Genomic DNA, 13,002 nt, shown 5'->3' with positions numbered 1-13,002 from the left:
GTTCTCCTTTGAATGGGTGCCGCGTGGCTGTGGCGGGTGGTGCGGGGGTGGAGCGCTCTCTCACGGGCGGGGGAGGCTTCGAAGCGTTTCGACGATGAGGATGGATCGAGGAGCGGGAGGAGGGCGGGTCAGGAGGCGATCGGCGCGAGAGCGCCGGCTGCAGCGAGCGCGACGGAGCCGCGGTCGACGTAGTGGGGCGGGAGCAGCTCGACGCCGACCGTCCGGCCGGAGTCGATCTGCTGCAGGGTCCGGGCGACGGCCGCGCGGCACATCGCCTCCAGGGGAAGGGGGATCGAGCTGACCGGGACGGGGAGCGCCGCGCCGTCGTAGCTCGCGCAGGCGGCGAGGACGGAGAGGTCGCCGGGCACGCTCAGACCGCGCTCGAGGACGCGCTCGAGGACCGCCTCCGCCACGGGCTCGTTGCAGTGCAGGACGAGAGCGGTGGGGCCGGCCGCGAGGACGGCGTCGGTCGCCGACACGGCGCTGCCGCGGCCGAGGTGCGGGCGCTCCACCACGAGCTCGAGGCCGAGGGCGGTGCACTCGCTCCGGAACGCGTCGTCGTAGCGGCGCACGAAGCCTGCGTTGCGGTCGGTGTACGACTGCGGGTGCTCGATCAGCGCGATCGAGCGGTGGCCGTGCTCGGCGAGGGTGCGGACGCTCTGCCGGGCGGCCTCGGCGAAGTCGAGGTCGACGCAGGCGAGATCGTGCGCGTCGGAGGGGACGCCGATGAACGTCGCCGGCACCCCCGCTTCGCGGATGAGCGTCGCGCGCTGGTCGTCGTCGTCGACACCCATCAGGACGATGCCGTCGACGAGGGAGGAGGACGACACGCGTCCGATCCCGCTCGAGGCCTCGTCGGTGACGAGCAGGAGGACGTCGTAGTCGGACTCGCGAGCGCGCTCGAGCACCTCGGTGACGAAGCGCATGTGCGTCGGGAGGTGCAGCTCGCCTCGCATCGGCGCCGAGAGCGCCAGGATGTGGGTCCGCGCTCCGGCGAGCATCCGGGCGCCGGCGTGCGGTCGGTAGTCGAGCTGACGGACCGCGTCCTCGACCCGCTGACGCGTGGTGGCGGCGATGGAGCGCTTGCCCGACAGGGCGTAGGAGACGGTGCTGATCGAGACCCCGGCGGCGCGGGCCACGTCGTGGATGGTCGCCATCGTTCCTCCTCCCGGACCTCGTCGTCGGTGCGGCCTGACGCTTCGAAGCGCTTCGACCGATCGTGCTGCAGTGCACTGTACGCACAGTCGAAACGCTTCCGCAAGGAATTCGTCGGGCGACACCACATATCGACGCGGCCACTGCCGCCGTCATTGCGCCCGCCCGCGAGCAGCCGATATGTTGGGCGCAACAACAATTCGGCGACGTCGCCGGAAAGGATCGGTTCCATGTCTCTGACCCCCACCCGCGAGGACAAGTTCTCCTTCGGCCTCTGGACCATCGGCTACAACGGGGCGGACCCGTTCGGCGGCCCGACCCGCCCGCCGCTCGACACCGTCCACGCGGTCGAGAAGCTGTCCGAGCTCGGCGCCTACGGCCTCACCTTCCACGACGACGACCTCTTCGCCTTCGGCTCGACCGACGCCGAGCGTCAGACCGAGATCGACCGCCTCAAGGGCGCGCTCGAGTCGACCGGCCTCATCGTGCCGATGGTCACCACCAACCTCTTCAGCGCCCCGGTCTTCAAGGACGGCGGCTTCACCTCGAACGACCGCGCCGTCCGCCGCTTCGCGCTGCGCAAGGTGCTCCGCAACCTCGACCTCGCCGCCGAGCTGGGCGCCAAGACCTTCGTGATGTGGGGCGGCCGCGAGGGCGCCGAGTACGACTCCGCCAAGGACATCCGCTCGGCCCTCGAGCGCTACCGCGAGGCCGTCAACCTGCTCGGCGACTACGTCACCGACAAGGGCTACGACATCCGCTTCGCGATCGAGCCCAAGCCCAACGAGCCCCGCGGCGACATCCTGCTGCCGACCCTCGGCCACGCGATCGCGTTCATCGACTCGCTCGAGCGCCCCGAGCTGGTGGGTGTGAACCCCGAGACCGGCCACGAGCAGATGGCGGGCCTCAACTTCACCGCCGGCATCGCCCAGGCGCTGTACCACGGCAAGCTCTTCCACATCGATCTCAACGGTCAGCGCGGCATCAAGTACGACCAGGACCTCGTCTTCGGTCACGGCGACCTGCACAACGCGTTCTCGCTCGTCGACCTGCTCGAGAACGGCGGCCCCGGCGGCGTCCCCTCGTACGACGGCCCCCGCCACTTCGACTACAAGCCCTCGCGCACCGAGGACGAGACCGGCGTCTGGGACTCGGCCGCCGCGAACATGCGCACCTACCTGCTGCTCAAGGAGCGCGCCGCGGCCTTCCGCGCCGACCCCGAGGTGCAGGAGGCGCTCGAGTCCGCCAAGGTCCTCGAGCTCGCGCGGCCGACGCTGAACGAGGGCGAGTCGTACGACGACCTGCTCGCCGACTCCGCGTCGTACGAGGACTTCGACACCGACGCCTACCTGGGCGGCAAGGGCTTCGGCTTCGTGCGGCTCCAGCAGCTGGCCACCGAGCACCTGCTCGGCGCCCGCTGACCCACTCCCCCGGGGCCGCTCCGGCCCCGCCCACGGACGAGATCCCGCGCGCTTGGCGCGGGGTCTCGTCCGTCCTCCTGTCTCCAGGCCGAGGCGATCCCTCCGCCCGTACGGAAAGGTGACGGCGATGACGCTCGTCGCAGGCATCGACTCCTCCACCCAGAGCTGCAAGGTGGTCGTCCGCGACCTCGAGACCGGCACCGTCGTGCGCACGGGCCGCGCCTCGCACCCGGATGGCACCGAGGTCGACCCCGCCGCGTGGTGGGAGGCGCTCCAGCTCGCGATCGCCGATGCGGGCGGGCTCGACGACATCGCCGCGATCTCGGTCGGCGGCCAGCAGCACGGCATGGTCGTGCTCGACTCCGACGGGCGGGTCATCCGCGACGCCCTGCTCTGGAACGACACCCGCAGCGCCGGTGCCGCGCGCGACCTGATCGACGAGCTCGGGGCGGAGGCGTGGGCGCAGCGCACCGGGACCGTTCCCGTCGCCTCCTTCACCGCCACGAAGCTCCGCTGGCTGCGCGACGCCGAGCCCGAGAACGCGGCGCGCGTCGCCGCCGTCGCGCTCCCCCACGACTGGCTGACCTGGCGCCTGCTCGGCTACGGACCGGACGCGCCGCAGCTCGACGCGCTGACGACCGACCGCTCCGACGCCTCGGGGACCTCGTACTGGGGCGCCGACGGCTACGACCTCGAGCTGCTCGAGCTCTCGCTCGGCCACCGTCCGCTGCTGCCCCGGGTGCTCGGGCCGTCGGAGTCGGCGGGCACCACCGCGAGCGGCGTCATCATCGGCCCCGGCGCGGGCGACAACGCGGGAGCCGCCCTCGGCCTCGGCGCGGGCCCGGGCGACGTGGTCGTCAGCATCGGCACGAGCGGCACCGTTTTCGCGGTGACCGACTCGCCGGTGCGCGACGCCTCCGGGACCGTCGCGGGCTTCGCGGACGCCAGCGGGCGCTTCCTCCCGCTCGTCGCGACGCTCAACGCGGCGCGCGTGCTCGCCTCGACCGCGGCGCTGCTCGGCAGCGACTTCGAGGACTTCGCGGCGCTCGCGCTCGAGGCCGAGCCCGGTTCGGGCGGCCTCGTGCTCGTCCCCTACTTCGAGGGCGAGCGCACGCCCAACCTGCCCGACGCGACCGCGAGCCTTCGCGGCATGACGATCGCCTCGACGACCCGGCCGAACCTGGCGCGCGCCGCGATCGAGGGCATGCTCTGCGGTCTGGCCGACGGCCTCGACGCGGTGCGGGCGCAGGGCGTCGAGGCGCACCGGATCCTGCTGATCGGCGGCGCGGCGCAGAACCGCGCCGTGCAGCTCGCGGCGTCGCAGGTGTTCGACGTGCCGGTCGTGGTGCCGACACCCGGCGAGTACGTGGCCGACGGCGCCGCGGTGCAGGCGGCGTGGGCCCTGACCGGCGAGCGCCCGACGTGGGAGGTCACCTCGCTCGCGGAGCCGACGCCGGACCACCGCGCCCTCATCCGCGAGCAGTACGCGGCGGCCCGGAGCTGACGCGGGGACCGGTCCGGCGGGCGAGGCGACGCTGCCGGACGATGTGAGTCTCTGAGGAGAGACGACCTCCTCCGACTGGTGCCCCCCTCCCTCGCTTATCGAGCGGCCCCTTCGGGGCTGCGGGCTCGACCAGCATGGAGGGCGACGAGCGCCGACTTCAGCCTCGACCAGCATGGAGGGCGACGAGCGCCGACTTCTCCCTGGAGCAGCGGGCCGGCGTGGGCGGGTCAGGGCGACGCCGCCGCGGCGGTCTCAGCTCGTCAGACCGTCGACGTACTCGCGGTTCTCGTCGATCCAGGAGGCGAGGGCCGCGTCCTGGTCGTCGGCGCCGGCGTTGAAGAGCGCGTTCTCGAGCGAGTAGAGCGTCTCCGAGTCCATCCGGAAGTCGCGCATCCAGGTGGAGAGGGTCGGGAAGTCGTCCTCGAACGACGCCGAGCCGAACGAGTGCAGGCCCTCCGCGTCGCCGAGCAGCCCCAACGGGTCCTCGAGGTCCTTCACCGGGAAGGCGTCGTAGGCCCAGTGCGGGCGCCACAGCGTGACGGCGATGTTCTCGCCCGCCTCCGTCGCGCTCGAGAGCTCCTGCAGCATGGCCGGGGTCGACGAGGTGAGGTACTCCATCCCCTCGAGGCCGTAGCCGGGGATGACCTCCTCCGTCGTGACCGTGTTGAGCCCGGAGCCCGGCTCGATGCCGACGAGGCGGTTGCCGACGACGTCGGGGTTCGCCGCGAGCTCCTCGAGCGAGTCGATCGGAGCGTCGGCGTTCACCGCGATGGTCAGCTTCGCCTCGTCGTTCCACGCGCCCAGGTCGACGATGTCGTCGCCGTAGCGCTCGACGTAGCTGCCGTGGGTGGTCGGCAGCCAGGTGTCGAGAGCCAGGTCGTAGTCGCCGCTCGCGAGACCAGAGAAGCCGGGCGCGACATCCGCGTTCTGCAGGGTGACGTCGTAGCCCTGCTCCTCGAGCACCGACTGCCAGAGCGCCGACACGGCGATGCCCTCGTCCCAGCCCTGGAACACGGCGATCGTCACGTCGCCGCTGTCGCCGTTGTCGACGGAGGCGGTGGTGGCCGGCGCGGCGAGCGCCGAGGCGCCGAGGGAGGCGACGACCACGACCGACACCGCGGCGATCGCCGCACGGGTGGCGACGACGGCACGGCGGCTGCCGGCCCGGGCGACGCGTGCGGGCGAGGGCGCACCGAGTGCCCCCGTCATCCGGTCGAGGATGATCGCGAGGATCACCACGGCGATGCCCGCCTCGAAGCCGAGCGCCACGTCGATCCGGTTGAGGCTCGCCACGACGTCGCCGCCGAGGCCGCCCGCGCCGACCATGCCCGCGATGACGACCATTGAGAGCGACAGCATGATGACCTGGTTGAGGCCGGCGAGGATCGACGGCAGCGCCAGCGGCAGCTGGATCTGGCGCAGGATCCGCCACTTCGACGAGCCGAAGGACTCGCCCGCCTCGACGAGCTCGGGGTCGACTCCGCGGATCCCCAGCTCGGTCAGCCGCACGCCCGGTGCCATCGCGAACACGATCGTGGCGACGATGCCGGGCACGACTCCGACGCGGAAGAGGATCAGCGCCGGGATCAGGTAGACGAAGGCCGGCATGGTCTGCATCAGGTCGAGCACCGGCCGGATGACCGCGGAGGCGGTGCGGTTGCGGGCGGCGAGCACCCCCAGCGGCACGCTGAGCGCGATGGCGATCACGGAGGCGACCAGCACGAGCGCGAGCGAGTCCATCGCGTTCTCCCACTGGTCGACGCTCGCGATCAGGAGGAGCCCGGCAGTGGATCCGATCGCGAACAGCCAGCCGCGCGCGGCGTAGGCGAGGACCGCGATGAAGGCGGTGATGACCCAGAACGGCGGGGTCGCGAGCACGACGTCGACGCCGGTGTAGAGGGCGCCGAAGACGGTGCGGATCAGATCGAACAGCGGCTGGAAGGTCTGGGTGAGGACGTCGACGGCGGTCTCGGCCGCGTCACCGAGGGGCAGGCGGATGCTCATCGCACACCTCCCTCGGTCACGAGCACGGCGTCGTCGACGGGTCCGCCCGTCGCGTGCAGGGTCGCGGTCACGACCTCGGTCGAGACCGTCGCCGGAGGCTCGATCACCGGGTTCTCGCCGGTGTGCGAGGTGACGTTGCCGAGTGCGGCGAGCAGGGTGACCCGCGGAATCGCCCCGAGGAGGCGCCCGTCGGCGTCGACCACGGCGACGGGGAGCGCCGACTCGACGGCGGGCTCGATGATCTCGCTCAGCGCGGTGTCGGGCGAGACGGTGACGACGTCCGAGACGACGACCGCCGAGAGGTCGACCTCGCTGCGGCGCACCTGCTCCATGACGTCGCGATCGCGGACGGTGCCGATCAGCCGCCGACCGCTCCCGACGACGAAGGCCGCCGAGGTCTGCAGGTCGCGCATGCCGCGCAGCGCCGCCCGGGGGCCGGCCGCGAGGGTCACGACGGAGCGGGCCGGCTCCATGACGGCGGAGGCGGTCAGCACGCGGGCGCGGTCGACGTCCTGCACGAACTGCGCGACGTAGTCGTTGGCGGGATCGGTGAGGATCTCCTCCGGAGTGCCGATCTGGACGATGCGGCCGTCGCGCATGACCGCGATGCGGTCGCCGAGGAACATCGCCTCGTTGAGGTCGTGGGTGATGAAGACGATCGTCTTGCCGAGCTCGTGCTGCAGCTCGACGAGCTGCTCCTGCATCTCGCGGCGGATCAGCGGGTCGAGCGCCGAGAACGCCTCGTCCATCAGGACGATGTCGGTGTCGGCGGCGAGCGCGCGCGCGAGTCCGACGCGCTGGCGCATCCCGCCCGAGAGCTCGTCGGGCATCTTCTCGTGCCAGCCGGCGAGGCCCGCACGCTCGACGGCGACGAGGGCGCGCTCGCGCCGCTCGGCCGCGGGCACGCCCTGGATCTCGAGCGGGTAGGCGACGTTGTCGAGCACCGTGCGGTGCGGGAGGAGCGCGAAGTGCTGGAAGACCATCGAGATCGACGAGCGGCGGACGCGGCGCAGCTCCGCCTCCGGCACCCCGGTGATCGACGTTCCGTCGATCAGCACCTCGCCGGCGGTGGGCTCCTGCAGCCCGTTGAGCATGCGGATCAGGGTCGACTTGCCGGAGCCGGACAGGCCCATCACGACGAAGATCTCGCCGCGGCGCACCTCGAAGGAGGCATCGATCACGGCCGCGGTGCCGAGGCTCGCGAGCTCGCCGCGCTCGGCTCCCGACCGGAGGCGGCTGACGACATCGTCCGGTCGTCGCCCGAACACCTTGAAGAGGTGGCGCGCCTCGAGGGCGGTCGTCACCCCGCTCGCGGGCTCGCTGGTGGACTGGTGGTTCTGCTGCACGTGCACTCCGTCGGCGCGCAGGGACGCATCCCTGCACTCTCATCTCGTGGTGCCGGGTCGGGAGCGTGGGACACGCCGTACGTCGAGCCTCCGCGGGCCGCGTGCGCGGCGACGTGCGGAGGCGATTCCGGTGTCCGAGAGGCGACCGCGGGGCCGCCTCCGCTCCCGTTGACCGTACGCTCGCGGCGCGCCCTGGGGGGCGCCGCGCGAGCGCGGACCGATTCATCGGGGTCTCGAGGACCGCCGTCCACGGTAGCCGCGCAGCCGTGACCGAGCAAACCTCGGCAGAGTACTGGCGCGGTCTGAATCGATGCAGAGCCGCGCTATGCGAGAAGGAAAGCTCTGGTCCGCGCCCCTTTCGGCTCCGTTGCCCGATCGTTACCGCAGACGCCCGAATCCGCCCGCGACTCCGGGGCCCGCTCTCCTCTTCATGCTGATCGAGCCCGCAGCCCGCGCAGCGGGCGTATCGAGATCCCCAGCATCAGGAGGCCGAGTCGGAAGCCTCATCTGCTGACGCCGGTGGGTCTCCTAGGAAAAGCCACCTCCTGCGCATGGCCCCTCCCTCGCTGATCGAGTAGCCCGCGCAGCGGGCGTATCGAGATCCACAAACGTCAGAAGGACAGGACAGAAGCCTGATCTACTGAAGCTGGTGGGTCTCGATACGCCCCTGCGGGGCTACTCGACCAGCATGGAAGGGCAACGGGCGCCCTCTTCCCCCTCACCACCGAGACGCGAAGCGGCTTCTCCGCTCGATACGCCCCCGCGGGGCTGCGGGCTCGACCAGCATGGGTGAGGCAGCGCAGGAGACGCGGCTCAGACGGTGGTCTCGCCCGCCGGGCCCGAGGGGGCCTCCGCGCCGACGCCGCTGACGGGCTCGCCCTCCCACGACACGAGCTCCCAGCTCGAGCCGGAGCCCTCGACGACGACCACGCCGGTGTTGTCGAGCAGGTGGTCGGCGATGAAGCGCGCATCGAGGCCCGCGCAGCGCAGCCCCGCCCAGCAGCGGATGGCCGCGCCGTGGCTCACGAGCGCGACGACCGGGTGACCCGCCGCCCCCGCTTCCGCCACGACCGCGTCGTAGCGGGCTGCGAACTCGTCGCCCGTCTCGCCGCCGGCCAGCCGGACCGACGTCTCGCCGCCCGCCCAGCGGAACACGGTGTCCATGTACTCGGTCACCGCCTCCTCGTCGCCGCGCATCTCGAGCCCGGCCGCCGCGATCTCGCGGATGCCCTCGCGCTCGGTGGGCTCGAGCCCGAGGGCGGCGGCGAGCGGCGCCGCCGTCTCGTGCGTGCGCCGCATCGTCGAGACCCAGAGCGCGCCGATGCCCTCGCCCGCGAGCGTGCCCGGGAGGGCCTCCGCCTGCTCGAGCCCCAGGTCGGTGAGACCCGGCCCCGGGATGCGGGTGTCGAGCAGTCCGGCGACGTTCGAGGGGGTCTGGCCGTGGCGGATCAGGAGGAGGCGCATCCGTCCACGCTACCCGCCGCGCCCCGCTACCCTGGGCCGCGACGAACGGAGACCGGGATGCTCATCCGCCACCGCGACGCCTCGCCCGTGGTCGATCCCGGCGCGTCCGTCGCCTCCACCGCCGTCCTGATCGGCGACGTCCGCATCGCCGCCGGCGCGCGCATCCTGCACGGCGCCGTCCTCAGCGCCGAGGACGGCGCGGTCGTCGTCGGCGAGGACACGGTCGTGATGGAGAACGCGGTGGTCCGCGGTCGCGCCGGGCATCCCGCGCTGATCGGATCGGCCGTGATGGTCGGCCCGCACGCGCATCTCAACGGCACCACCGTCGGCGACGGCGCCTTCGTCGCGACGGGCGCCGCGCTCTTCCCCGGCAGCGTCGTCGGCGCCGGAGCCGAGGTCCGCATCCACGGGGTCGTGCAGGTGAACACCACGCTCGAGCCGGGCGCCGTCGTCCCGATCGGCTGGGTCGCGGTCGGCTCCCCGGCGAGCGTCCTGCCTCCCGATCGCCACGACGAGATCTGGGCGATCCAGCGCACGCTCGACTTCGTCGGGACCGTCTACGGAGCCGATCCGACCACGCCGATGCGCGAGCTGATGCGCGGGCAGTCGGCCTTCTACGGCGCCCACGACGACGACGAGGTCATCGAGCCGTAGGGGGTCTCGATCCGGCGTCCTCGGGGTTCCGCGCCGAGAAGGGGACGTAAGGTGTGCTCACACGCGCCCCGCGAGCCGGCGGCCCCGCACTGCAGCGGGCCGCGACGGCCCCCGCTCGAGGCGCCGCCCGATCACAGGAAGCCGCGGTGCCCGATGCCGGAAGACAAGCCCGCGGCCCGCGCGCCCAACATCTACGACGTCGCGAAGGCGGCCGGAGTCTCGCACCAGACCGTCTCGCGCGTCCTCAACGACCATCCCAGCCTCCGCGCCGAGACCAAGAAGCGCGTGCTCGACGTCATGGCCGACCTCGACTACCGCCCGAACCTCGCGGCCCGGGCCCTGGTGACCAGCCGCACGCGGACCATCGGCGTGCTCTCCTCGCAGAGCCTCCAGTACGGACCCGCCTCGAGCCTGCAGGCGATCGAGGTCGCCGCCCGCGAGGCCGGGTACCTCGTGGTGACGGCGAGTGTCGACGGCACCGACGGCGAGTCGATCCAGGCGGGGATCCGGCACCTGCTGAACCAGGCCGTCGAGGGCCTGGTCGTCCTCGCGCCGCAGATCCGCGTCTTCGACATCCTCTCGGGGGTCGCCCTGCGCATCCCGAACGTGACGCTGCAGACGAGCGACGACGAGCGCGACGACGCGCTCTACGTCGACCAGATGGCGGGCGCGCGGATGGCGACGGCGCACCTGATCGACCTGGGGCACACCGAGATCGTGCACCTCGCCGGCCCGCAGGACTGGATCGAGGCGGAGGCGCGCATGCGCGGCTACCTCGCCGAGCTCGATCACCGGAACATGCCGCTGCGCCCGCCGATCCTCGGCGACTGGAGCGCCGAGCGCGGTCACCGCGTCGGCCTCGAGCTCTCGCGCTTCCTCGATTTCACCGCGGTCTTCTCGGCCAACGACCAGATGGCGCTGGGGCTGATGAGCGCCTTCCACGAGCGGGGCGTCCGCGTGCCCGAGGACGTCAGCGTGATCGGCTTCGACGACATCCCCGAGGCCGCGTTCTACTGGCCGCCCCTCACCAGCGTGCGGCAGGACTTCACCGAGCTCGGCCGCCGCAGCGTCGCGGCGCTCCTCAGCCTGATCGAGGGCGAGCGACCGGAGGCGGCGGCGCCGATCGAGCCGCAGCTGTTCGTGCGCGGATCGACGGCGGTGCCGCGCACGCAGCCGGTGGCGGCGCGGCGCTAGCCCGCCCCCGGATCACTCGCCGTGCGCGGCGATCGACACGTCCTGCCACTGGTTCCACGTCGCCAGCCGCGACTCGTAGTCGGCGGTGGCGATGCCGAGCGGTGCCCGGCCGAAGAAGATCCGCAGCGGCGGCTCCTCGGCGTCGACGACCGCGAGGATCCCGATGCGCGAGGCCTTCGGGTCGCCCTTGGCGGAGGCGGTGGGCCGACGGGCGGCCGCGTCGCGGACCGCGTCGTAGGCCGCGATCGGCTCGCTGCGCGAGGCGGAGGCGCCCGACCAGTCGGTCGAGTAGCCGCCGGGCTCGACGAGGGTGACGTGGATGCCGAACTCGGCGACCTCGCCGGCGAGCGCCTGGCTGAAGCCCTCGAGCGCCCACTTGGAGGCGTGGTAGGCGCCGATCGACGGGAAGGCGCTGATGCCTCCGATGCTCGACACCTGGATGATGTGACCCGAGCGCTGCTCGCGCAGGATCGGCAGGGCGGCCTGGGTGATCCAGAGCGCTCCGAAGACGTTCGTCTCGAGCTGTGCCCTGACCTCCTCCTCGGTGAGCTCCTCGATCATGCCGAAGTGGCCGAAGCCGGCGTTGTTGATCACGACGTCGAGGCGCCCGAAGCGCTCGGCCGCCTGCTGCACGGCGGCGAAGCCGGCCGCGCGGTCGGTCACGTCGAGGCGGAGCGGCAGGAACGAGTCGGGGTAGCGCTCGACGAGCGCGTCGAGCGTCTCGGGGCGGCGCGCGGTGCCAGCGACGTTGTCGCCCCGCTCGAGAGCCGCCTCGGCCCACTCGCGGCCGAAGCCCTTGGAGGCGCCGGTGATGAACCAGGTCTTCGTCATGTCTTTCGTCCTCTCGACAGTGCTGGTGACAACGCGGGCAGGGCTCGGAGGCTTCCGGGCTCGCCGCGGGGCTTGACAGGCCGGGGTGTCGCGCGGCGGCGTCGAGTACCCACCGGCCGTTACCGAGTCGAGACACATGCGTTGACACGAAACGCGTCAGCGGGGCTATATTGACGCAATGTGATCGCTCACATGGCCATCACATCGCCGCACACCTGCTCCCAGTGGCGAACATCCCACTGCATTCAATGACGAAGGAATCACAGTGACCACAATGAAGCGCGCTCTCATCGCCGGCATCGCCGGCAGCGCGATGATCCTCTCCCTCGCCGGCTGCGCCGGTGGCTCCGGCAGCGACTCGGGCTCCGGCTCGGGCGACGGCGGACTCGTCGGCGTCGCAATGCCGACCAAGTCCTCCGAGCGCTGGATCGCCGACGGCAACAACGTCAAGTCGCAGCTCGAGGAGGCCGGTTACCAGGTCGACCTGCAGTACGCCGAGGACGACATCCCCACCCAGGTCTCGCAGCTCGAGAACATGATCACCAAGGGCGCCAAGGCCCTGATCATCGCCTCGATCGACGGCACCACCCTGACGAGCGTGCTCGAGGAGGCGGCCGCGAACGACATCCCGGTCATCGCCTACGACCGCCTCATCCGCGACTCCGCGAACGTCGACTACTACGCGACGTTCGACAACTACAAGGTCGGCGTCCAGCAGGCCACCTCGCTCCTCGCCGGTCTCGGACTGACCGACCTCGAGGGCACGAAGGCGACCGACGCCCCCGCCGGCCCCTTCAACATCGAGCTCTTCGCCGGCAGCCCCGACGACAACAACGCCACGTTCTTCTTCAACGGCGCGATGGACACCCTCCAGCCCTACATCGACGACAAGACCCTCGTCGTCGCGAGCGGCGAGACCGAGTTCAACACCGTCGCCACGCTGCGCTGGGACCCCGAGGTCGCCCAGAGCCGCATGGAGGACATCATCACCAAGACGTACTCCGACGGCACGAAGATCCAGGGCGTCCTCTCGCCCTACGACGGCCTGAGCCGCGGCATCATCTCGGCCCTCACCGACGCCGGCTACACCGTGGGCACCGACTTCCCGATCATCACCGGTCAGGACGCCGAGCTCGACTCCGTCAAGGCGATCATCTCGGGTGAGCAGTACGCGACCATCTACAAGGACACCCGCGAGCTCGCCAAGGAGGCCGTGTCGATGGCACAGGCCGTCCTCGAGGGAACCGAGCCCGAGGTCAACGACACCGAGACCTACGACAACGGCGAGAAGGTCGTCCCGTCGTTCCTCCTCGAGCCGGTCATCGTGACCAAGGACGAGATCCAGTCCGTGCTCGTCGACGGTGGCTACTACACCGATGAGGAAGTCAACGGCTAAGTCCGCTCCGCACCACCAGCAAGGACAACGGGA

General features: G+C 71.6%; 10 protein-coding genes. 5 read left to right on the top strand and 5 right to left on the bottom strand.

Annotation, left to right across the window (positions count from 1 at the left end; translation table 11 throughout):
* Positions 1–128: 128 nt before the first annotated feature.
* The gene (locus GRS96_RS07865) at positions 129–1,157 is read right to left on the bottom strand and encodes a LacI family DNA-binding transcriptional regulator (protein WP_159854152.1); all 1,029 of its coding nucleotides are present in this window, start codon (positions 1,155–1,157) and stop codon (positions 129–131) included.
* 228 nt (positions 1,158–1,385) lie between these two features.
* Here GRS96_RS07865 and xylA point away from each other — a divergent pair, with 228 nt between their 5' ends.
* Together xylA and xylB are read left to right on the top strand one after the other, a co-directional pair.
* Entirely contained in the window at positions 1,386–2,576 is a 1,191-nt protein-coding gene (gene xylA, locus GRS96_RS07860) for a xylose isomerase (protein WP_159854154.1), read from the top strand.
* A 127-nt stretch (positions 2,577–2,703) separates the two neighbouring features.
* Complete coding sequence (gene xylB / locus GRS96_RS07855) at positions 2,704–4,080, top strand: xylulokinase (protein ID WP_159988191.1); 1,377 nt, start codon at positions 2,704–2,706, stop codon at positions 4,078–4,080.
* Positions 4,081–4,332: 252 nt separating this feature from the next.
* On the opposite strand, the gene GRS96_RS20840 is transcribed toward xylB, so the two are convergent.
* From GRS96_RS20840 to GRS96_RS07840, 3 genes are all read right to left on the bottom strand, one after another.
* Complete coding sequence (locus GRS96_RS20840) at positions 4,333–6,084, bottom strand: ABC transporter permease/substrate binding protein (RefSeq protein ID WP_159854158.1); 1,752 nt, start codon at positions 6,082–6,084, stop codon at positions 4,333–4,335.
* Positions 6,081–7,430 (bottom strand): quaternary amine ABC transporter ATP-binding protein, encoded by a 1,350-nt coding sequence (locus GRS96_RS07845; protein WP_235021835.1) that lies wholly within the window; start codon positions 7,428–7,430, stop codon positions 6,081–6,083. The genes GRS96_RS20840 and GRS96_RS07845 overlap by 4 nt, the downstream gene beginning before the upstream one ends.
* 813 nt (positions 7,431–8,243) lie before the next feature.
* On the bottom strand, positions 8,244–8,894 hold the full coding sequence (locus tag GRS96_RS07840) for a histidine phosphatase family protein (protein WP_159988190.1): 651 nt from the start codon (positions 8,892–8,894) through the stop codon (positions 8,244–8,246).
* A 57-nt stretch (positions 8,895–8,951) separates the two neighbouring features.
* Here GRS96_RS07840 and GRS96_RS07835 point away from each other — a divergent pair, with 57 nt between their 5' ends.
* Together GRS96_RS07835 and GRS96_RS07830 are read left to right on the top strand one after the other, a co-directional pair.
* A complete protein-coding gene (locus GRS96_RS07835; protein ID WP_159988189.1) occupies positions 8,952–9,548 on the top strand; it encodes a gamma carbonic anhydrase family protein in 597 nt (198 codons plus the stop codon).
* A 153-nt stretch (positions 9,549–9,701) separates the two neighbouring features.
* Positions 9,702–10,742: a LacI family DNA-binding transcriptional regulator gene (locus tag GRS96_RS07830; protein ID WP_159854165.1), complete on the top strand. Its 1,041-nt coding sequence runs from the start codon at positions 9,702–9,704 to the stop codon at positions 10,740–10,742.
* 12 nt (positions 10,743–10,754) lie between these two features.
* On the opposite strand, the gene GRS96_RS07825 is transcribed toward GRS96_RS07830, so the two are convergent.
* Entirely contained in the window at positions 10,755–11,573 is an 819-nt protein-coding gene (locus tag GRS96_RS07825) for an SDR family oxidoreductase (RefSeq protein ID WP_159854167.1), read from the bottom strand.
* A gap of 274 nt (positions 11,574–11,847) precedes the next feature.
* Here GRS96_RS07825 and chvE point away from each other — a divergent pair, with 274 nt between their 5' ends.
* Positions 11,848–12,969: a multiple monosaccharide ABC transporter substrate-binding protein gene (chvE, locus tag GRS96_RS07820; protein WP_159854814.1), complete on the top strand. Its 1,122-nt coding sequence runs from the start codon at positions 11,848–11,850 to the stop codon at positions 12,967–12,969.
* The last annotated feature ends 33 nt before the right edge of the window (positions 12,970–13,002 follow it).

The sequence above is a fragment of the Rathayibacter sp. VKM Ac-2803 genome (genome assembly GCF_009807175.1).
Classification (GTDB): domain Bacteria; phylum Actinomycetota; class Actinomycetes; order Actinomycetales; family Microbacteriaceae; genus Rathayibacter.
Note: the sequence above shows the minus strand (reverse complement) of the source record. Positions and strands in the feature narration are given on the sequence as shown.